At 62.3% G+C, this 19,429-nt stretch carries 19 protein-coding genes and 2 tRNA genes; 16 read left to right on the top strand and 5 right to left on the bottom strand.

Translation table 11 applies throughout. From position 1 onward, the window contains the following. Nucleotides 1-275 precede the first annotated feature (275 nt). The 4 genes from FHS48_RS10205 to malQ all read left to right on the top strand — a co-directional run bounded on the left by FHS48_RS10205 (nt 276) and on the right by malQ (nt 5,729). The gene (locus tag FHS48_RS10205; RefSeq protein WP_184263454.1) at nt 276-680 is read left to right on the top strand and encodes a c-type cytochrome; all 405 of its coding nucleotides are present in this window, start codon (nt 276-278) and stop codon (nt 678-680) included. Nucleotides 681-976: 296 nt separating this feature from the next. Next, on the top strand, nt 977-1,333 hold the full coding sequence (locus FHS48_RS10200; protein ID WP_184263453.1) for a DUF2934 domain-containing protein: 357 nt from the start codon (nt 977-979) through the stop codon (nt 1,331-1,333). A 35-nt stretch (nt 1,334-1,368) separates the two neighbouring features. Beyond that, nucleotides 1,369-3,522: a glycogen debranching protein GlgX gene (gene glgX, locus FHS48_RS10195; protein WP_184263452.1), complete on the top strand. Its 2,154-nt coding sequence runs from the start codon at nt 1,369-1,371 to the stop codon at nt 3,520-3,522. Next, a complete protein-coding gene (malQ, locus tag FHS48_RS10190) occupies nt 3,519-5,729 on the top strand; it encodes a 4-alpha-glucanotransferase (RefSeq protein ID WP_184263451.1) in 2,211 nt (736 codons plus the stop codon). The genes glgX and malQ overlap by 4 nt, the downstream gene beginning before the upstream one ends. A 65-nt stretch (nt 5,730-5,794) precedes the next feature. Here malQ and FHS48_RS10185 read toward each other — a convergent pair whose 3' ends face one another. After that, a complete protein-coding gene (locus FHS48_RS10185; protein ID WP_184263450.1) occupies nt 5,795-6,040 on the bottom strand; it encodes a YfhL family 4Fe-4S dicluster ferredoxin in 246 nt (81 codons plus the stop codon). 339 nt (nt 6,041-6,379) lie between these two features. Here FHS48_RS10185 and FHS48_RS10180 point away from each other — a divergent pair, with 339 nt between their 5' ends. The 5 genes from FHS48_RS10180 to sseA all read left to right on the top strand — a co-directional run bounded on the left by FHS48_RS10180 (nt 6,380) and on the right by sseA (nt 10,161). Then, on the top strand, nt 6,380-6,559 hold the full coding sequence (locus tag FHS48_RS10180; RefSeq protein WP_184263449.1) for a hypothetical protein: 180 nt from the start codon (nt 6,380-6,382) through the stop codon (nt 6,557-6,559). 339 nt (nt 6,560-6,898) lie between these two features. Continuing rightward, nucleotides 6,899-7,537: a ParA family partition ATPase gene (gene parA, locus FHS48_RS10175; RefSeq protein ID WP_184263448.1), complete on the top strand. Its 639-nt coding sequence runs from the start codon at nt 6,899-6,901 to the stop codon at nt 7,535-7,537. A 6-nt stretch (nt 7,538-7,543) separates the two neighbouring features. Beyond that, the gene (locus FHS48_RS10170) at nt 7,544-8,155 is read left to right on the top strand and encodes an NUDIX domain-containing protein (protein WP_184263447.1); all 612 of its coding nucleotides are present in this window, start codon (nt 7,544-7,546) and stop codon (nt 8,153-8,155) included. Nucleotides 8,156-8,222: 67 nt separating this feature from the next. Next, the gene (locus FHS48_RS10165) at nt 8,223-9,203 is read left to right on the top strand and encodes a cysteine synthase A (protein WP_184263446.1); all 981 of its coding nucleotides are present in this window, start codon (nt 8,223-8,225) and stop codon (nt 9,201-9,203) included. A gap of 97 nt (nt 9,204-9,300) precedes the next feature. Next, nucleotides 9,301-10,161 carry a 3-mercaptopyruvate sulfurtransferase gene (sseA, locus tag FHS48_RS10160; protein WP_184263445.1) on the top strand — a complete coding sequence of 287 codons (861 nt, stop codon included), beginning with the start codon at nt 9,301-9,303 and terminating at the stop codon, nt 10,159-10,161. 79 nt (nt 10,162-10,240) lie between these two features. Here sseA and FHS48_RS10155 read toward each other — a convergent pair whose 3' ends face one another. Continuing rightward, nucleotides 10,241-10,492 (bottom strand): hypothetical protein, encoded by a 252-nt coding sequence (locus tag FHS48_RS10155; protein WP_184263444.1) that lies wholly within the window; start codon nt 10,490-10,492, stop codon nt 10,241-10,243. Nucleotides 10,493-10,819: 327 nt separating this feature from the next. Here FHS48_RS10155 and metC point away from each other — a divergent pair, with 327 nt between their 5' ends. Genes metC through FHS48_RS10140 form a run of 3 tightly spaced genes read left to right on the top strand, consistent with a single transcriptional unit; the run spans nt 10,820 to nt 13,514 of the window. Next, entirely contained in the window at nt 10,820-11,986 is a 1,167-nt protein-coding gene (metC, locus tag FHS48_RS10150; protein ID WP_184263443.1) for a cystathionine beta-lyase, read from the top strand. Further along, complete coding sequence (hisI, locus tag FHS48_RS10145) at nt 11,986-12,414, top strand: phosphoribosyl-AMP cyclohydrolase (RefSeq protein ID WP_184263442.1); 429 nt, start codon at nt 11,986-11,988, stop codon at nt 12,412-12,414. Before metC ends, hisI begins: the two co-directional genes overlap by 1 nt. After that, nucleotides 12,411-13,514, top strand: coding sequence for a CobW family GTP-binding protein (locus FHS48_RS10140; protein ID WP_184263441.1), 1,104 nt, complete (start codon nt 12,411-12,413; stop codon nt 13,512-13,514). The genes hisI and FHS48_RS10140 overlap by 4 nt, the downstream gene beginning before the upstream one ends. A 211-nt stretch (nt 13,515-13,725) precedes the next feature. Here the strand turns inward: FHS48_RS10140 and FHS48_RS10135 are convergent, their stop codons facing one another. Together FHS48_RS10135 and FHS48_RS10130 are read right to left on the bottom strand one after the other, a co-directional pair. Next, on the bottom strand, nt 13,726-15,786 hold the full coding sequence (locus tag FHS48_RS10135) for a sensor histidine kinase (protein WP_184263440.1): 2,061 nt from the start codon (nt 15,784-15,786) through the stop codon (nt 13,726-13,728). A 46-nt stretch (nt 15,787-15,832) separates the two neighbouring features. Next, nucleotides 15,833-16,906 (bottom strand): TRAP transporter substrate-binding protein, encoded by a 1,074-nt coding sequence (locus FHS48_RS10130; RefSeq protein WP_184263439.1) that lies wholly within the window; start codon nt 16,904-16,906, stop codon nt 15,833-15,835. Nucleotides 16,907-17,158: 252 nt separating this feature from the next. On the opposite strand from FHS48_RS10130, the gene FHS48_RS10125 reads away from it, so the two are divergent. The 4 genes from FHS48_RS10125 (at nt 17,159) to FHS48_RS10110 (ending at nt 18,524) form a co-directional block, all read left to right on the top strand. Then, nucleotides 17,159-17,235 (top strand) — tRNA-Pro (locus FHS48_RS10125). Nucleotides 17,236-17,393: 158 nt separating this feature from the next. After that, nucleotides 17,394-17,693: an ETC complex I subunit gene (locus FHS48_RS10120; protein WP_184263438.1), complete on the top strand. Its 300-nt coding sequence runs from the start codon at nt 17,394-17,396 to the stop codon at nt 17,691-17,693. Between the two features lie 174 nt (nt 17,694-17,867). After that, nucleotides 17,868-17,944 (top strand) — tRNA-Arg (locus FHS48_RS10115). Nucleotides 17,945-18,194: 250 nt separating this feature from the next. Continuing rightward, nucleotides 18,195-18,524: a hypothetical protein gene (locus tag FHS48_RS10110; RefSeq protein WP_184263437.1), complete on the top strand. Its 330-nt coding sequence runs from the start codon at nt 18,195-18,197 to the stop codon at nt 18,522-18,524. A 13-nt stretch (nt 18,525-18,537) separates the two neighbouring features. On the opposite strand, the gene FHS48_RS10105 is transcribed toward FHS48_RS10110, so the two are convergent. Continuing rightward, nucleotides 18,538-19,191, bottom strand: coding sequence for a DUF192 domain-containing protein (locus FHS48_RS10105; RefSeq protein ID WP_311769119.1), 654 nt, complete (start codon nt 19,189-19,191; stop codon nt 18,538-18,540). Nucleotides 19,192-19,429: the final 238 nt, after the last annotated feature.

Below are 19,429 nucleotides of genomic sequence, written 5' to 3'. Positions count from 1 at the left end.
GCCCGCCCAGACATCTCGGTGCGACGCAAGCGCAAACGATCTGGATGGTCCAACGAATTCGCCAGATCAATACTCGGCCAAATGCGATGACCGTGAAACCGGGGCGGCCCAGCCTTGTAAGCAACCTCAAGGATCGGTATAGTCCGGGAAGCTCATGGCACCACCCACCACCCCCTTGGGTAGGGTGGCTACATTCGCAGGGAAGCCGGGACGCGGTCGGGAGAGGACCGCCCCCGCCGTCGCAAGACGTAAACCAAGGTACTGAGGAGATTGGGATGAACGTGAAACTCTTCGCCGTTGGCGTCGCTGCTGCCATCGCCCTGTCGGGTGCCGCCTATGCCGGCGATGCCGCCAATGGGGAAAAGCTGGCCAAGACCCGCTGCGCCACCTGCCACACCTTCGAACAGGGCGGTGCCAAGAAGGTCGGCCCGAACCTGTTCGGCGTGACCACCCGCGGCCCCGGCAAGGCCGAAGGCTTCAACTACTCGGCGTCCTACAAGGCCGCCGCTGAAAAGGGCTTCGCCTGGGACGCCGCCAACCTTGATGAATACATCACCGATCCGACCGCCTTCCTGGCGAAGAAGACCGGCGATGCCAAGGCCCGTTCCAACATGACCTTCAAGCTGGCCAAGCCGGAAGAGCGTGCCGACGTGATCGCCTATCTGGCGACCCTGAAGTAAGCCTGCCCCGCAAGCCATCGCCTGCGACAAAGACCGCCCTGGCCCCCGCCGGGGCGGTTTTCTTTTGTCAGCACGCCCGGCAGACTGACACCTCCTCCGGCGACATCCAGATGACACAGGAAAGACATCAGCCCTTTTTTCACTGCAATGCAGCGACACCGTAAGATTGATGTGGGAATTATCGGCAGGTTCGGTATCCTGATCCCCGTGATGAGGCTCCCCTGCTTACACCCTGTTACGTTGTCTGACCTGCGGCGCCGCCTGCTGCGGCGCGCCACCAGAAAAGGGTACCAGCCATGGCAGAACTCTCCCAAAATCAGATCCGGGAACGCGCTTACTTTCTCTGGACGCAGGATGGCCAGCCCGAAGGGGTAAATGACTGGCATTACTGGCTTCTGGCGGAACAGCAGATCCGGGCCGAACTCGCCCCGGAGACCAGCGCAGAGCAGGCACCGGCAACACCGGCCCCCGCCGACCCCATCTCCGCCAAACCGGCCCCGCGCCGGAAAGCGGTTGCCACCGGCGACGCTGCCGCACCGGCCAAGAAAGCGAAAAAGGCGGCTGCCGCCGATACTCCGGCAGGCACCGAAGCAGCTTCCGCAAAGAAGGCTCCGGCAAAACGGCGGACCCCCGCCAAATCCGGCACGCCCTGACCTTCCCCTGATTCTGGACAGAGCCCGTACCGCTGATGCGCATTGGCCCCCGCAGCCCGATCCAACCCGGTCGCCCCTATCCGCTTGGTGCCACATGGACCGGGCGCGGGGTCAACTTTGCCCTGTTTTCTGAAAACGCGGAAAAGGTTGAACTCTGCCTGTTCGACTCCTCCGGCAAAAAGGAGACGGCGCGCCTGATCCTGCCGGAGCGGACCGACGACGTCTGGCACGGTTACATCCCCAATCTGCGGCCCGGGCAACTGTACGGCTACCGCGTTTATGGCCCCTATGATCCGCAGACCGGCAACCGCTTCAACGCCAACAAACTACTAGTAGATCCTTATGCCCGCGCCCTGTCCGGGGTCCTGAACTGGCATCCGTCCTGTTACGCCTACCGGTACGGCCACCCGAAAGCAGACCTGTCCTTCGATAAGCGGGATAACGCCCGCCACGTGCCGAAAGGCGTGGTGGTCAAGACCGATTATCCATGGGGGGCGCAGCAACTGCCGGAAACCCCGTGGCATGACACGGTGATCTATGAGACCCATGTGCGCGGCATGACCCTGAAGAACCCGGACATTCCGGCACAGGACCGTGGGCGGTTCCTCGGTCTCAGCCATCCGGCGGTTCTGGAACATCTGGTCGGCCTCGGCGTGACAGCGGTGGAGCTGCTGCCGGTACAGTCCTTCGCCAGCGAACCGCATCTGTCGGAACGGGGGCTGACCAACTACTGGGGCTATAACCCCCTCAGTTTCTTTGCCCCGCATCCGGCCTACGCCCAGAACCACGGGCCGGACGAATTCAAGGCGATGGTGGAGCGCTTCCACGATGCCGGAATCGAGGTCATTCTGGATGTGGTCTACAACCACACCTGCGAAGGCAACCATCTGGGGCCAACCCTGTCATGGCGCGGCATCGACAACCGCAGCTACTACCACCTGACCTCGGAAGATCCGCGCTACTACCACAACCATTCCGGCTGCGGAAACACCCTGAACGTTGCTCATCCCCGGGTGTTGCAGATGGTCATGGATTCCCTGCGGTACTGGGTGGAAACCATGCATGTCGACGGTTTCCGGTTCGATCTCGCCTCCGCCGTCGCCCGTGGGCCACGCGGGTTCGAAGGGGCCGGGGCCTTTCTGGCTGCCCTGCGGCAGGATCCGGTGCTGCAACGGGCCAAACTGATTGCCGAACCATGGGACCTTGGCCCGCAGGGATACCGCCTTGGCGGCTTCCCCACCGGATGGCGGGAATGGAACGATGCCTACCGCAATGTGGTGCGGGGATACTGGCGTGGGGATGACGGCCATCTCGGCCCGGTGGCGACCCGGCTGAGCGGATCCTCCGACCTGTTCTGGAAACGGTCCCCCCTCGCCTCCCTCAACTACATCACCTCCCACGACGGGTTCACGCTGGCCGATCTGGTCAGTTACAACGGCAAACACAATCAGGCCAACGGTGAGAACAACGCCGATGGCACCAATTATAACCTGTCCTGGAACTGCGGGGTCGAAGGCACTACCGAAGATCCGGCGATCAGCCGCCTGCGCCGTCAGCAGCGGCGCAATCTTCTGGCAACCCTGATGATCAGTCAGGGCGTGCCGATGCTGCTGATGGGCGACGAGCGCGGACGGACCCAACAGGGCAACAACAATGCCTACTGTCAGGATTCAGATCTCAGCTGGGTTGACTGGTCGCCCCTGAATGATGAAGAGCGGCATTTTCAGGATTTCCTGCGTGATCTGATCGCCCTGCGCCGCAATCATCCGGCCCTGCGCCGTCTGACGTTCTTCACCGGACGCCCGAAGCCGGGAGACGAAACCTCCGGGATCAAGGATGTCACCTGGCTGTCGCCGCAGGGGTGGGAAATCCGGGCCGAGGAGTGGAGCGTGCCGCAGAACCGCTGTCTTGGCATGCACATCAACGGTGCCGAACCCGGCGTGCAGGATGACCGCCTGCTGATTCTGCTGAACGCCCACAGCGACGCCATTCCCTTCACTCTGCCCGGCCCGGCCTATGGGCACCGTTGGTCGGTGCTGCTGGATACGGCCCGCGCCGATACCCCCACTGACGAGGATGATGAACCCGGCCGCCCCTATGGCTGGGGGGAAGCCTTCCCTCTGCTCGGCCGCAGTCTGGTCATCCTTGCTGACCGAACCTCTCCGCGATCTGAAGGATATCCGTCATGACCGACTTTCCCGTCGCCACCCCGCCGCCAGCGTTAACTCCGGCCGTTTCCGCCCTTGCTGACGGTTTTGGCATCAGCACCCGGTTCTGGGATATCTTCGGGACCGAACATGTCGCGACACCGGACGCGGTTGCCGCGACCCTGACGGCGATGGGCGTTGATGTGACATCAGAAACCGGGATTGCCCGCGCTATGGCGGAGCTTGACTCTGCCGGGTGGAGCGTCGGCATTCCCCCGGTCACTGTCCTCCGGCACGCCTCCCCGCGCACGGTCAGTCTTGTCTGCCCGGCGGATCACCTGCCCCTGCACTGGACCCTGAGCTGCGAGGACGGTTCCGTCCATGTCGGCACCCTGACCGGGCAGGACTCCAACCCGGAGCAGCGGGGCACGCTGGTTCGCCTCTCCCTGACCCTGCCTGCATCCCTGCCCGCAGGATACCACCGCCTGACCGCCCATACCTCCGGCCCGGCAGGGATCAGCAAGGATCTGCCCGCCGGAACCGTCATTCTGGCACCGGATCAGTGCTGGCTGCCGTCTCCGTTGCGGCAGAACCGCCGCCTGTGGGGGATCGGCTGTCAGGTCTATTCCCTGCGGCAGGCCGATGACTTTGGGATGGGGGATTTCTTCCACCTTAAGGACCTCAGCCAGCATGCCGTGGCGGTGGGGGCTGCGTTTGTCGGCGTCAACCCGCTTCACGCCCTGTTTCCGGCCCATCCGCAGGACGCCAGCCCGTATTCCCCGTGCTCCCGGCTGTTCCTGAATCCGCTGTATATCGATCCGCGTTCTGTCCCGGAATTCTCAGCCTGCGCTGCCGCCCGCGCGCTGCTGGAAACCGCTGATGTTCAGGCTGCCCTCCGGGCCGCCCGACAGGAAGAGATGGTCGATTATCCGGCGGTTTCTGCCGTTAAGCTGCCGTTGCTGCGATGCCTGTACGAAACCTTCCGGACCGCCGCCACGCCGGAACGGCAGGCTGCCTTTGATCGGTTTATCCAGTCCGGCGGGACCCGCCTGCATCAGTTTGCAGTGTTCGAGGTGCTTCAGGCCCGGTGGCCGGACAGCCCCTGGATGCAGTGGCCGGAAGACTACCGGGATCCGCACAGCCCGGCGGTTAAGGCCATCGCCGAAACCGACGCCGACGCCGTCCTGTACCGGAAATGGTTGCAGTTTGAGGCCGACCGGCAACTGGAGGCCTGCCCCGCCGTTTTTGCCGGATCAGAAGATCATGTCGGTCTGTACCGGGATCTGGCCGTCGGGACCAATTCCGATGGCGCTGATGTGTGGGCAGATCAGTCAGTCTACGTCCTCGGTGGGCGTTTTGGTGCCCCGCCGGATCAGCTCGGCCCCCTCGGGCAGGACTGGGGGATGCCGCCGTTAAATCCGGTCACCCTGCGGCAGCAGGGGTATGCCCCGTTCATTGACATGGTCCGCGCCAATATGCGCCACGCCGGGGCGCTGCGGATTGACCATGCGATGTCACTGCTCCGCCTGTTCTGGATCCCGCCCGGCTACACTGCCCGCGATGGCATGTATGTCGGCTATCCCTTCGATGATCTGCTGGGCATTCTGGCGCTGGAAAGCCACCGCAACCAGTGCATGATCATCGGCGAGGATCTGGGCACCGTCCCTGATGGCTTCCGCGACCGGATGGACCGCGAGGCGATTCTGTCCTACCGGGTTGTCTATTTTGAACGTTATGAGAACGGGCTGTTCAAGCGGCCCGACACCTATCCGCGCCTTGCCCTGTCCTGTGCGACCAGCCATGACATCGCCACCATACAGGGGCACTGGAGCGGCTGGGACATCGCCCTCCGCCATCGCCTTGGCCTTGCCGTGCCCGGCGTGACCCGCGCCGCTGACGAGGAACAAAGGTCCCGTGAACGGCAGTTGCTGCGGGCAGCACTGGACGATCAGGCCCTGCTGCCTGATACCGGCCTGCCTGATACGGCACCCCTGACACCGGAGCAGAAGCATCACCTGAACGTGGCGGTCCACCGTTTTCTTGGGCGGGCCCCGTCTGCTCTGGCCCTGATCAATCTGGATGATCTGGCCGGAGAGGAATCGCAGGTGAACGTCCCCGGGACTGTGACGGAGTACCCGAACTGGCGGCGCCGCCTGCCGGTGGAGACCGGAACGATCCTGCGGTCCGCTGAGACGGTTACCCTGACCTCAGCCCTGCGCGCAGAGCGCATGGACGTGCAGCCGGTCTGATCCGCATCTAACCCGGCGAAGACCACGGGGGTCCCTCGGCCTCCGTGGTCCCGTCAGGCCCGACCTCAGTGATGCAGGCGGTCATATTTTGACTGTAACTGTTCCGACGTCTCCCGATGCTCCGGGTCCGGCTCAATGCAGTCCACCGGGCAAACCTCCATACACTGCGGCTCCCCGGTCTCGCCGATACATTCACTGCACCGCTGCGGATGGATGGTGAAAATCGGGTCGTCCTCGGTGATTGCCTCATTCGGGCAGACCGACGGGCAGGCATTGCAGGCAATGCAGGTGTCGTTGATCATCAGCGCCATGTGTTTCCCCCATCAGATCCCCGGCCACAGCAGCAGCCGCAGGTTTTGTGTGCAACGGTACCGCAGAAGCAAACCTGCCTAACCTGCGCCCGGGTCCCCCGCCCGGCTCGCCTGAGCGGCCGTCAATGCGTTGCCCGCATTTGCTAATAATGAAAAACTGATATAATTTCCAGAGCGATAAACCCTTAATTAATATGGTACTTTTCAGCGCAGTTTCCGACAGACCGGCTCCCATGGAATACTGATCCCGATACTTTTTTCGCCCCTAAAATTAACAGGAGAATGCATCAGCGCAGCCCTTCCCCGCCTCGATATCCCCCCATCAGAAGGGGCCACGCCATGCTGCATGCGATTGAAGACTTTCTGGCGCATGCAATCGCGCTGAAAGCGGACGCCGCAGAGATGTCTGATGATCTGGCGACGCGGCTTGAGCAGGAGGATGACGGTAGATTTCGCGGCGGAAGAAACAGGACATGCTTCCATGCTCGCCCAACCGCTGGCGTCCTGCCGGAGCAATAAACGGCCTCAAATATTATTTTTCTGTTTATTTTCAGTATTATGGAGAGGAAATCTAAGCACAAATATAAGATACTTCATATGTAGATTTTTGGGCAATTCTCTATCCGAAATCCGAAGACATATGCAGTTTGCATAATCCGCCACCCCGCCGATATCCCCCGCCACCGGGAAACCATTCTGCCCGCGAAAATACCCCGAACCGCAAAGCGGCTTCACCACCCTGACGGCACGGTTTCTTCCACCACAGGTCTGCCCATGGCCTTTCGCACTTGCAAATCACCGCAGGTGCCGTAGCCTTCTGCCTGAACAGGGACAAGGCTCCGGAAGGACTGCGGCATCATGGCGGCAAAAGTCATCACCATTGCGCAACAGAAAGGCGGAGCCGGGAAAACCACCCTGACCGCCCAGATCGCCGCAGCGCTGGCCCGTAGCGGGCTGCGGGTGGCGGCGGTGGACATCGATCCACAGGGCAGCCTGTCGGCATGGCATGCCCTGCGCCCGGCCGATGCCGCCGCCCTGACCCTGTCGCAGGTTCCCGGCTGGCGGTTGGGCAACGACCTCGACCGCTTAAAGAACGATCACGACATCATCCTGATTGACAGCCCCCCACACGCGGAAACGGAAGCAAAGACAGCCATCCGCGCCGCCGATCTGGTTCTGCTGCCGGTACAGCCCAGCCCGATGGACCTGTGGGCGATGAAGCCGACGCAGGAGGTCGCCCGCAAGGAAAAGACCCCGGCCCTGATCATCCTGAACCGGATGCCGCCGCGCGGCCGCCTGTCCGAACAGGTACTGGGTCAGCTGGCAACACAGGAAACCCCGGTTGCCGCCACCCAGCTGGGCAGCCGCGTTGCCTTTGCCAGCTCGATGATGGAAGGGCTGGGTGCGGTCGAAACCGAACCCCGGGGCAGTGCCGCCAAGGAAATCCTCGCCCTCTGCGCGGAACTCCGCACCCTTCTGAACCTGCCCGGCGTGTAGGCTGACATGACCAAGCCCCCTATCCGCCCCACTGCCGTTGACGTGGTTCAGCACGAAACCCTGTTCAAATCGTACTCCCGCCTCGACCGCTATCTGCTGCGATATGAGCAGTATGCGGGCGGCATGGGGCCGGTGGTCAGCCGTGAGGTTCTGGAACGCGGCCATGCCGTGGCGGTTCTGCTGTTTGATCCTGACCGCGACTGTGTCGTGATGATCGAGCAGTTCCGCCCCGGGGCCTATGCCGCCGGAATGGAGCCATGGCTCTATGAGATTGTCGCCGGAATCATCGAGGATGGCGAAACCCCGGAAGAGGTCGCCCGCCGGGAATCCGTTGAGGAAGCCGGTCTGGAGCCGCAGGGGCTGTTCCGGGTGCAATCGTGGCTGGCGACGCCGGGCATCAGCTCCGAGAGTATCGAGCTGTGGTGCGGCCGGGTTGACAGCCGTCAGGCCGGGGGCATCCATGGTGTCGAGGCTGAGGGCGAAGACATCCGCGTTATCGCCGTCCCGCTCCCCGAGGTGCGGGAAAACCTGCGGACCGGGCGCTACACCAATGCGGCCACGCTGGTTGCCCTGCAATGGCTTCTGTTGAACGAGGATGATATACGTAAAAAACTGTGATTATCCCTTGAGGCCATGACAAACAACACCTATCATTCCGTTAAATACTGCATTTAACGGAATGATCATGGACATTAAAAGCGGCCTGACCGGAACCATCGGCAATACCCCGCTCATCCGGCTGGACTGGGCCTCCCGTCAGGCAGGCTGCACCATCCTTGGCAAAGCCGAATTCCTGAACCCCGGCGGATCGGTCAAGGACCGGGCCGCACTGGCCCTGATCACCGATGCCGAACGCCGGGGCGTGCTGAAGCCCGGCGGCACCATCGTTGAAGGCACCGCCGGCAACACCGGAATCGGGTTGACCCATGTCGGCAACGCCCGGGGCTATAAAACCATCATCGTCATGCCGGAAACCCAGAGTCAGGAAAAGAAGGACACCCTGCGCCTGCTGGGGGCGGACCTGCGGCTGGTTCCGGCGGTGCCGTTCAAGGATCCCGGCAACTACGTCCACGTCTCCCGCCGCATTGCCGAGGAAACCGGGGCCTTCTGGGCCAACCAGTTTGACAATACCGCCAACCGGCAGGGCCACATGGAGACCACCGGGCCGGAAATCTATGACCAGTCCGGCGGCACCGTCACCGCCTTCACCGCCGCCGTCGGCACCGGCGGGACACTGGCCGGGGTCTCGATGGCCCTGAAGGCCCGAAACCCGGCCATCCGCTGCGTCGCCGCCGATCCGCACGGCTCGGGGATTTATGACTGGATCAAGACCGGCACCCCGAAAGCCGAAGGCAGTTCTATCACCGAAGGGATCGGACAGGGCCGGGTGACCGCCAATCTGGACGGCGCCCCGCTGGATGACGCCATCCGCGTCTCCGATGCCGAAGCGCTGGAGGTTCTCTACGCCCTGCTGCAACAGGACGGCCTGCTGCTCGGCGGGTCGGCGGGGATCAACGTTGCCGCCGCCATCCGGCTGGGGCAGCAGCTCGGCCCCGATGCGGTGGTTGCCACCATCCTGTGCGACGGCGGTGCCCGCTATCAGAGCAAGCTGTTCAACCCGGACTTCCTGCGTCCGCTCAACCTACCGACCCCGCCGTGGCTGTAACGTCCGGCGGTTGACCTTCCGGGGCGGTCAGGGTATGGCCTTCAGGGTGCCTCTCTTTAACCGGGGCACCCTGAACCGTTCCGCCGGGAGGATCTCCGTGACCGATTACATCAACCCCGATGCCCTCGTCAGCACCCAGTGGCTGGCGGACCGCCTTCAGGCCCCTGATGTGCGGGTGGTTGACGCCACCTACTTCATGCCGATCCTGAACCGCGATGCCCGGGCGGAATACACTGAACGCCATATCCCCGGCGCGGTGTTCTTTGATATCGACGAGATCGCCGATACCACCAGCCCCTATAAGCACACCATGCCGTCGCCGGAAGTGTTCTCTTCCAAGGTCCGTAAGCTCGGGCTGGGGGATGGCAACCACATCGTGGTCTATGATGCTAACGGCGGCGCTGCCGCTGCGGCCCGGGTGTGGTGGATGTTCCGGTATTTCGGACACCGCTCGGTCTCGGTGCTGAACGGCGGCCTCGGCAAGTGGCTGGCGGAAGGACGCCCCACCGACGATATGCCCCCGGTCCCCCGCGACCGGCATTTCACCGCCCGGGTGAACACCACGCTGTTCCGCTCTGCCGAAGACCTGCTGGCCAACATCACCAGCCGCCGCGACACCGTGGTTGATGCCCGCGCCGCCGCCCGTTACCGGGGGGACGCGCCGGAACCCCGCGCCACCCTTCAGGTCGGGCACATTCCGGGGGCCCTGAACCTGCCGTTCGCCGATCTGCTGTCGCCGCAGGATCAGACCTTTCTGCCCGCCACCGCCCTGCGGGATAAATTCACTGCCGCCGGAATTGATCTGAACGCCCCGCTGGTGGCCAGCTGTGGCTCCGGCGTCACCGCCTGCGTCGTCGCGCTGGGCGCTTATCTGCTCGGCAACAGCGACGTTGCGGTCTTTGACGGATCGTGGGCGGAATGGGGCATGCGGACAGAACTGCCGGTCGAAACCGCCTGATCCCTTCCTCAGAAGCGCAGCAGAAAAGGGCGGCCCCCATATGGTTCCGCCCTTTTTCTTTTAACCCGGATAAAAAATATCAGGCCGCCGCCACGGCCGCCAGCGGCTCTTCCCGCCGGACGCCGTAGGCACCGATGCTGACGTGCGATCCGTCCGGGAAGCGCCACAGATTGGCATCTTTCAGATGACCACCGAAACCGATCACGATTTCCTCAGCAAGATGGATCATCTGGGCTGGATCAATGCTGACCCGCCATGCGCTGCCATGGCGGCTTTCCATGGTCAGGGAAAACAGGGTGCAGGCGTGGCTGGCAGTGGGAATGGACGGCATGGGGATTTCTCCTGTCAAGGCGGCGGGATCGCGATGGCGGAGCTTCCTTCCCCTGTCGAAGCGGCTGGCAAATCCGCTTCCGGCCCCGATTATCGTTCCGGGCCATTTTTGGCTGCATTGCAGTGCAGCAATACTTAAGTGCCTACGTACACTTTATTGCAGCGCACAACACCTCATTTTTATGCGGATCTGCCATGCATTTTGCGAATGTCATGCAACTGTCCCTGCATTCCGTGTTTGCCATCCCGGGGGTTTGATGGTCAGAATGGGCCCCTTTCCCCGGCGGCAAGGCCGGATCCCTGCGTTGCAAGAGCGGACACCAAGACCATGAAGCGTGATACCCGGATCATCCACGCCGGAAGCCACCCCGAGCGCTGGAACGGCGCGGTCAATCCCCCGGTATGGCGGGCCTCGACCATTGTGTCGCCATCCATCGCCGCCCAGCGGGACCTGAATGGCCCCAACCGCTTCGCCAATGTCACCTATGGCCGCCATGGTACGCCGACCAGCAAGGCTTTCGAGGAAGCGGTGGCGGAACTGGAAGGCGGCAGCCATTGCATTGCCGTCGGCTCCGGCCTTGCCGCCATCACCGCCACCCTCACCGGACTTCTCAAGACCGGCGATCACCTGCTGATGACCGATGGCTGTTATGGTCCGACCCGCTATTTCTGCGACAAGTCACTGACCCGGTTCGGGATCGAAACCACTTATTACGACCCACGCATCGGTGGCGATATCGCCAGCCTGATCCGCCCCAACACCAAAGTGGTGTTCGTCGAAAGCCCCAGTTCCGGCACCTTCGAAATTCAGGACATTCCGGCCATCGCCGCCGCCGCCCATGCGGCCGGGGCCGTGGTGGTGGCGGACAACACCTGGGGCCTTGGCACCTTCATGCCCTTTGAGCATGGGGTTGACGTCTCCCTACAGGCCGCGACCAAGTATATCGTCGGCCATTCCGACGCCATGCTGGGTACCATCACCGTCAACAATGCCGACCTGTACGCCACCGTGCGCGGCAGCGTTGCCCTGTTCGGCTTCAGCGCCGGCAGTGAAGAGGTCTGGCTGGGTCTGCGCGGGCTGCGCACCGTCTCCGTCCGCCTGCGTCAGCAGTTCGACAGCGGCCTGAAGGTCGCACGCTGGCTGGAAAGCCGCCCGGAAGTGCTGAAGGTGTGGCACCCGGCCCTGCCGTCCCATCCGGATCATGCGCTGTGGCAGCGTGATTTTACCGGCGGCTGCTCGCTGTTTTCCTTCGAGCTGCCTCCGATGGCGCGGGAGCGGCTGGAGGCGATGGTGGATGGCTATCACCTGTTCCGGCTTGGCTACTCGTGGGGCGGCTTTGAAAGCCTTGCGGTCGTCACCTCGGATGAATATGTCCGCACCGCCACCGGCAAGAGCGGCAATCCGATTGTCCGGCTGCATGTCGGGCTGGAAGACCCCGACGATCTGATTGCCGATCTGGAACAGGGCTTTGCCCGCCTGAAGGAAACCCCGTGATGACCGCCTCCGTTCCGGCTTATACCGTTCCCTCCCCCGAAGCCGTCGATGCCCTGCTGTCGGAAGTCCGCTTCAACAGCGACGGCCTGATCACCGCCATCGCCCAGCAGCATGACAGCGGCGAAATCCTGATGCTGGCATGGATGAATGCCGATGCCCTGCGGGAAACCCTGCTGACCGGCCGTGTCTGTTACTGGTCCCGTTCCCGCAAGGGGCTGTGGCGGAAGGGGGAAACCTCCGGCCAGATGCAGAAGCTGGTCGATCTGCGGGTTGACTGCGACGGCGACGCCGTTCTGGCGCTGGTCCATCAGGATGGGGTGGCCTGCCATACCGGCCGCCGCAACTGCTTCTTCCGCGCCATCCGCGACGGTGCGGTGGTGAATGTGGCAGAGCCGCTGATTTCGGAAGAGGAGCTGTACGGACGATGAGCCAGCCGTCTTCCCCGCTGCTGCCGGTCACCATCCTCACCGGCTTCCTCGGCAGCGGCAAAACCACCCTGCTGAATGCCCTGCTGCCTCAGCCCGCCCTGAGCAATGCGGCGGTCCTGATCAACGAATTCGGTGAAATCGGGCTGGACCATCATCTGGTCGCACAGGCCGACGATGATGTGGTGGTCCTGCAATCCGGCTGCGTCTGCTGCACGGTCCGCAGTGACATGATCACCGCCCTGCGTGACCTGTACCTGCGCCGGGTGCGTGGCGACATTCCGGAGTTTGACCGGGTGGTGATCGAAACCACCGGCCTTGCCGATCCCGCCCCGATCCTGCATACCCTGCTGACGGACCCCCTGCTGTCCGCCCGCTACCGGATGGATGGCGTGGTCACCACCATCGACACGGTCAACGCCCTGTCGCAGCTGGATCACTTCAGCGAACCGGTCAAACAGGCCGCTCTTGCCGACCGGCTGATCCTGACCAAAACCGATCTGGCCGGGCCGGAGCGCACGGCGCAGGTGCAGGCACGGTTAAAGGCCCTGAACCCCGCCGCCCCGCAGGCACTGGCCCTGCACGGGGATCTTGATGCTGCCATTCTGCTGAACTGCGGGCTGTTTTCAGCACAGGGGAAACACCCTGATGTCGAAAACTGGCTGAAGGCCGAGGCCTATGCCAGCCAGCCCCATCACGATCACCACCACCACGGCGACGACGGGCACGGCTGCTCCCCCGACTGTGACCATGATCATGATCACCACCATGACCACGACCACCGCCATGCCGGAATCTCCAGCTTCTGCCTGACATTCGCCGAACCGCTGGTGTGGGACCGCTTTATTGAGGCGGTGGAAATTCTGATCACGACCCAAGGGGACCGGCTGCTGCGCCTTAAAGGGATCCTCGATGTGGTCGGTCAGGAAACCCCGGTGGCAGTCCATGGCGTCCACCACCTGTTCCATCCCCCGGCCCCGCTGCCGGAGTGGGGAACCCTGCCGCACCTGAGCCGGGTGGTCTTCATCACCCATGCGCTGGAGCCGCAGGCCATTCAAGGGCTGTTCACCGAAGTGCTTCAGACACCGGCCACCCTTGTCTGAAGGAGCATCCGCCCGCAGAGGCACAGTAGAAAACTCAACTTTTTTTCTGGGATGCCTCTAAAGTGCGTTGACAGCGGGGATAGGCCGTATATGCTTGTCCTTGGCCGGTTTTTTAATCGGCCTCCCTCTTTGAGACTCCCCTTGCAGCCATCGGTCTTCCGATGGCTGTCTTTTTTTGTCTTCTCTCCAGCGGGCCCCGGCGGGGAAATGATCAGATCATCGCCCCGTGGAAATCCACCGGCCCGGCCTTGGGAATCTGGAAGTAGAAGGTCGCGCCCTGCCCTTCCTGTGCCGAGCACCAGATCCGGCCACCGTACCCCTCCACCAGCTTACGGCAGATCGCCAGACCGATGCCGGTTCCCTCGTACTCGGTCGCCGAATGCAGGCGCTGGAACAGCTTGAAAATCCGGTCCTCATACTCCGGCGGAAAACCGATACCGTTATCCCGGACCGCAAACTCCCAGGCCGAGCCCAGATCCTCGCAGGTGATGATCACCTCGGGTGCCCGGCCTTCCGCACGGTATTTCAGGGCATTGCCGATCAGATTAACAAAAAGCCGTGACAGATCACTCTGTCGGCAGGTCAGCAGCGCCTGCCCTTCAAAGGCCCGCACACGGGCCCCGGCTCCTTCAATACTGGCCTTCATTGATTGCAGGACATCCTCCAGAATATCCCGTGCATCCACTTCCTGTAGGGGCGCAGTGCCCCGTCCGGCCCGGGAATAATCCAGAAGATCACGGATCAGACTGGACATGCGGTGCGCCCCACGGACCGCAAAGGAGATGTATTCCCGCCCGTCCTCGGACAGATCTGCGCCATGCCGCCGCTCCAGAAGCTGGAGATAGCTGACCACCATCCGCAAGGGCTCCTGAAGATCGTGGGAGGCGACATAGGCGAACTGTTCCAGCTCCGTATTCGACCGCGCCAGCTCATCTGCTTTCGCAGCAAGGTTCTGTTCCGCCATCCGGCGGACCGAGATATCGGTGATCACCGCCACCAGATTATCCGATGCCGCCTCGTCACTGCCACCCTGCCGGGTCAGGCTGACCTCCACCCAGACAGAGGTTCCATTGGCACGGAGGTAACGCTTTTCATAGACAAGACCGATCGGACTGATGGACCCGAGACTGGTTTCAGTCCGCCCGATATCGTCTGGATGGGTCAAAGACTGGATATTGATGCCGATCAGGTCCTGCGTCCGCCGCCCGATGATCCGGGCAAAGGCATCATTGGCAGTCTGGATGATACCGTCCCGGCCGAGCAGAACAATACCGGCCCCGGCGTTGGTGAAAATGGAATGAAGCTGCGCTTCCCGCACCGACAACAGCCGGATGGCCTGTTGCTGCCGATCAAGGGAACGGTGCAGCATCACCATCGCCCCCACCACCACCAGCGACAGCAAAGCCCCGAGAAGCGCATAGTTCCGGGTATCCTCGCGCCAGCGGTCCATGGCCTGATCCTGCCCGACCGCAACCCCCAGCAGCAGATCAAAGCCTTCAATCTTGTGATAGGTGGCAATGTGGGGTTGCGGCGTTTCGCCCACACGGGTCTCCGCACAGCAGGGGCCATCCGGGGTCAAAAAGTTCAAGGCCCAGTCCGGGGCTTTTTCAGACGGCAGGAGGTTAGAGTTCGGGGTTTCCACAACCCGCCCCTGTCGGCGGTACAGGACGCTCTGCCCCGTCCCCCCCATATCCGAGGCATTAAAAACCGCCATGAAAAAATCACGGCGGACCAGCGCCGTCACCGTCCCCAGCCGCTCTCCCTGCGGGGACAGAACGTGGCGGGAAAATCCGATCCCCTCAGACAGATCGCCGACCTGAACCGACGGCCCGATCAGAAGAATCCCGGCGGCAGCCGCATCTGTCGGAACATAATCGCGCGGCAGGGGAAAAATGCCACGCAGATTGCGGCTTCGGCTGTCAAACAGCAAAACACCGCTCGGATCCGTCACCAGAACCCGGGTCACCTGCGGCAGGCCGGTGAATGTCGCGGCCAGATAATCCAGAGCCCGATACCGTTCAAACTGGAACCGCTGCCATTCCCGGGCCAGCGTCTCCTCGCTCCGGCGCAAGGCTACATCCAGATTGGCCACCACGGAACTGAAGTTGTAGGCCAGCGATGTTGCCAGCCGGGCATTATAGCTCTGGGCCCGCTCCAGTTCCCGCCAGTACGAATGCGTGGCGAACAGCGCCCCGAAGGCCCAGATCGCCAACAGAAGCCCACCGCCCAGAATAAGCGGCAGCAGCATGCGCAGACGGGACCGCAGAGACATCAGCGCCCCCTGTGTTCAGAAACCGGACGGGTCAGGCGCAGGTGCATCATGGCCGCGGCACCCGGCGCGGTAAGGTCTGGAGATCCTCCCATGACTGCTCCTGCTCCATGAAGGTTATCAGGCTGCGGTAAATACGGCCGTATGCGGGATCCCGCTTTGATTTTTCTTCCAGAAGATCCCGACTGGTCCGCGCCAGCGCCAGAAGGACACTGTCCGGAAAACGCCGCACCGAGACTCCCAGAGCGCGGATCTGCTCCACCGCCGCCACCTGCGATCCGGTCTGGGCCGTCAGCGTCCACAGGGTATTCAACCGGCAGGCTGTCTCAATCCCTTTGCGGTCCATATCCTCCAGCCCCTGCCACACCCGCGCGTTGATGATCAGAGCGTTCCAGCTCGACGGCTGATGCCAGCCCGGAAAATAGTAATTCTTTGCGAAGGTCTCAAAGCCAATACTCATATCCGCCATCGGCACGGAAAACTCGGCCGCATCCAGCTTGCCCTGAGCCATCGCCGGATACATCTGATCCAGCGGCTGCGCCGAGGTCATCGCCCCCATCTTCTGCAGGACCTCTCCCCCCAGACCGGAAATCCGCATCCGCAGCCCCTTGAAATCATCCGGGGACCGCAGCTCTTTCCGGAACCAGCCACCCGCTTCCGAGGCAACGATATGGCAGGGCAAAATCTGCACGCCCTGCGGACGGAAAGCGTCCTGCAACAGGGTCAGGCCATCTCCACCGTACATCCAGGATACCGCAGTGGCCGGGGACGGCCCGAACGGCATCGCCCCCAGCAGCTCCGCCACCGGAACCTTCTCCGCCCAGTATCCGATCCAGCCGAACCCGGCGGCGACCTTCCCGCTCTGAACGGCGGTCAGGACATCCCCCCCGGCAATCACCTCCCCCGCATTGTACATACGCACCGACAGCCGGCCGTGCGTGTGCTCCTGAATCAGGGAGGCAATCCGTTCCTCACTGTCAGAGATAAAGGCGACACCACGCGGGAAAGCGGAATGGATTTCGAAATCAGCCGCGTCGGCTGCCCCACCAAAGGACGCAAAGGCAAAAACGGCACCGGCCAGCCCCCACAAAGGCAGGTTCCACCCCTTATCCGGCTTACACATTCAATCCCCCTCCCCCGTCTCTTTACGGCCCGGTCTGATTGGTTACGACCATACTATCACGACCAAAATAGCGATACGATCAGGAACCCCTGCCCCAGCCGTACCGACGGCGCATAATAGCCATATCAAGGTTATGGAAAAAGGGCGAGGACTGTCGGGCGATCATCCCTGAATCGCCAAAGACCTGCGATCCGCCACCGGTTTATCTTGCCAAGCGAAAACAAACCCCATATTTTCCGCTTCGGACCGGTTCGGGGTGTAGCTCAGCCTGGTAGAGTGCCTGCTTTGGGAGCAGGATGTCGGAGGTTCGAATCCTCTCACCCCGACCAACCGTCCGCCACACTGTCCGGCATTCTCCGGGGCTCCGCCCTGACATCAGGTTCTACAGACCCTGTGATGCCGACAGATTTGAAAAACAGGGAAATCCGCCATACAGCCCACCAGCGGGTTACGGCGCGAAATAAGTGACTGCGGGAGTTTCCGAACAATGGCCACTGTTGTCCGCATCTTTCGTCCGGCGAAAAACGCCATGCAGTCCGGGCGTGGTACTCTCGGCACCTGGATTCTGGAAGTCGAGGCCTCGGCACCGATTGCCAATGACGGGCTGATGGGCTGGGCCGGTTCCGCCGATACCGCCAAGCAGATCCGCCTCAAGTTCGCGTCCCGCGAAGATGCCGTCAGCTACGCCAAACGTCAGGGCTGGACCATCCGCCTGTCGGAGCCGAACGAGCGGTCCATCCGCCCGAAGAGCTACGCGGAGAACTTTGCCTTTAACCGCGTCTCCTGACCCACAACGCAAGCTGTGCCAGCCTCCCCGGGTGCCCGAAATGGTCCCGGATGGCACTGACACCGGCGATATGACAGAAAGCGCTCAGCCTGATTAAGGCCGGGCGCTCTCTTTGATCAACAGAAAATTACCCGGTTAAAATCCGGCCCGGGACTTCCGGCCATACTCGTTTTTGCGCCCTTAGCTCAGCTGGATAGAGCAGCCGCCTTCTAAGCGGCCGGTCGGGGGTTCGAATCCCTCAGGGCGCGCCACAGACAGCACCCCGCCATTGCCCTGCGATGGCGGGGTTTTCTGTTCAGAAACAGGACGCGTCGCAGAACAGGACGCAGATCGGGAATTTCCGCAACTGCGTAGTCCTTGCGGCCCAATGGTCCATGTTCACTATTGGTTTATGACAGCGACCGGCGCACCATATTGGAACGGAAGCAGGCCGGGATGCGGATCCCACCTCACTTCCACTCCGGGGGGTCTCCAAGGCGGCAAAGCCGAAAGGAGGAACCAATGGCACATATCATTGATCACAATACCTTCCGGGTGATGAAAGCCTGTCGGGATATTGAAACCGCCAACACTGGCATTCTCAATCACGTTCACCAGCTGCGGTCAGACGCCCTGAAAGTGGGGGAAACCCTGCAAGAGGCCGGTCGCGTTCTGGAAGACGCCCTTCTCGAATTCTCGATGGTGCAGCAACGCCTGTCGCTGTCGCAGGACGAACATACCCGTATCATGCAGATGGTCGACCAGATCATGGCGGAAAGCCCGGTCTTTCAGTCTCTGGCCGCCGAAGCGGCAGAGCGGCAGGCTGACGCCCGGTTCGCCGGGGTCAACTGACCTGACAGCCTCCTCAGCCGCCGGACTTTCCTTTTCCCGCCCCCTGAAACGGTGGGCGGGAAAACAGGGGATGGATCAGGCGGTCACCGACCTTGATTCCCGCACGCGCCGCTTCACCGCCAGCCAGCTCCAGAACGGCGCGGACCGGCATGCCGGAGGGACGGATCGTCAGGCTTTGCGGCGCCGCGTTCGCCTCAATCCGCCCGATCTGTCCGTTTTCCGTGATGAACAGCATATCCAGCGGGATCAACGTGTTCTTCATCCACATCGCCACGTCCCGGGTTTCCCCAAAGTCAAACAACATTCCCCACCGGGCTGGCAACGCTGTCCGGAACATCAATCCCTGTTCGCGCTGGGCCTGCGTCACCGCCATCTCAATCCGGTAGGTTAAAATCCCGGATCCGGTCTGGATATCAAGCGTCTGCACTTCAAACCCCTGTTCTCCCGCAGGCAGTTGCACCGGCGCGGCGGAGGGGATCGCCGGACATGTCAGCCAGATGACTGCTGCGGCAAAGACCCCGGACCAACAGCGACGCAGCCACTCCATATCCCGCCTCCTTATCTGCATGCCATCTGCGGCAAACCGACGGCATGCCTTATTTCTGTGCCGACGGTGATACATTTGGGTATACGGCGCTATACCTTTTTCGTGTTTCTCCAAAAACACTCAATGGATATAGTCCGTCTTGTCACTGCGGTTTCGCCCCATGCTGATGGCGTGACAAAAATTTCTTGTGGATTTAGCCGGAACATTGGGATAAAGGACTTAAGACTTTAGATCAATGATCCGCTGCAATTCAGCGAGGGGCGCCCCCCGACTGCCCCCCATGCCCTTCGCTGGAAGAGACGCCGGACAGCCTTGCTGTCCGGCGTTTTCTCTTCTGCGCCTCAAATTCCCTGAGAGC

It is taken from the genome of Novispirillum itersonii (genome assembly GCF_014205675.1).
In the GTDB taxonomy this organism is placed as follows: domain Bacteria; phylum Pseudomonadota; class Alphaproteobacteria; order Rhodospirillales; family Rhodospirillaceae; genus Novispirillum; species Novispirillum itersonii_A.
The sequence above is the reverse complement of the archived record's forward strand: the minus strand, read 5'-3'. Positions and strand labels throughout refer to the sequence as shown.

What these genes read in the sequence shown, in the direction of transcription:
- glgX (WP_184263452.1), top strand. Translation starts at nt 1,369, where the DNA reads ATGCGCATTGGCCCCCGCAGCCCGATCCAACCCGGTCGCCCCTATCCG.
- FHS48_RS10120 (WP_184263438.1), top strand. Translation starts at nt 17,394, where the DNA reads ATGGCCACTGTTGTCCGCATCTTTCGTCCGGCGAAAAACGCCATGCAG.
- FHS48_RS10110 (WP_184263437.1), top strand. Translation starts at nt 18,195, where the DNA reads ATGGCACATATCATTGATCACAATACCTTCCGGGTGATGAAAGCCTGT.
- FHS48_RS10135 (WP_184263440.1), bottom strand. Translation starts at nt 15,786, where the DNA reads ATGTCTCTGCGGTCCCGTCTGCGCATGCTGCTGCCGCTTATTCTGGGC.
- hisI (WP_184263442.1), top strand. Translation starts at nt 11,986, where the DNA reads ATGACCGCCTCCGTTCCGGCTTATACCGTTCCCTCCCCCGAAGCCGTC.
- FHS48_RS10205 (WP_184263454.1), top strand. Translation starts at nt 276, where the DNA reads ATGAACGTGAAACTCTTCGCCGTTGGCGTCGCTGCTGCCATCGCCCTG.
- malQ (WP_184263451.1), top strand. Translation starts at nt 3,519, where the DNA reads ATGACCGACTTTCCCGTCGCCACCCCGCCGCCAGCGTTAACTCCGGCC.
- FHS48_RS10130 (WP_184263439.1), bottom strand. Translation starts at nt 16,906, where the DNA reads ATGTGTAAGCCGGATAAGGGGTGGAACCTGCCTTTGTGGGGGCTGGCC.
- FHS48_RS10140 (WP_184263441.1), top strand. Translation starts at nt 12,411, where the DNA reads ATGAGCCAGCCGTCTTCCCCGCTGCTGCCGGTCACCATCCTCACCGGC.
- FHS48_RS10165 (WP_184263446.1), top strand. Translation starts at nt 8,223, where the DNA reads ATGGACATTAAAAGCGGCCTGACCGGAACCATCGGCAATACCCCGCTC.
- FHS48_RS10185 (WP_184263450.1), bottom strand. Translation starts at nt 6,040, where the DNA reads ATGGCGCTGATGATCAACGACACCTGCATTGCCTGCAATGCCTGCCCG.
- FHS48_RS10180 (WP_184263449.1), top strand. Translation starts at nt 6,380, where the DNA reads ATGCTGCATGCGATTGAAGACTTTCTGGCGCATGCAATCGCGCTGAAA.
- metC (WP_184263443.1), top strand. Translation starts at nt 10,820, where the DNA reads ATGAAGCGTGATACCCGGATCATCCACGCCGGAAGCCACCCCGAGCGC.
- FHS48_RS10170 (WP_184263447.1), top strand. Translation starts at nt 7,544, where the DNA reads ATGACCAAGCCCCCTATCCGCCCCACTGCCGTTGACGTGGTTCAGCAC.
- FHS48_RS10200 (WP_184263453.1), top strand. Translation starts at nt 977, where the DNA reads ATGGCAGAACTCTCCCAAAATCAGATCCGGGAACGCGCTTACTTTCTC.
- FHS48_RS10155 (WP_184263444.1), bottom strand. Translation starts at nt 10,492, where the DNA reads ATGCCGTCCATTCCCACTGCCAGCCACGCCTGCACCCTGTTTTCCCTG.
- parA (WP_184263448.1), top strand. Translation starts at nt 6,899, where the DNA reads ATGGCGGCAAAAGTCATCACCATTGCGCAACAGAAAGGCGGAGCCGGG.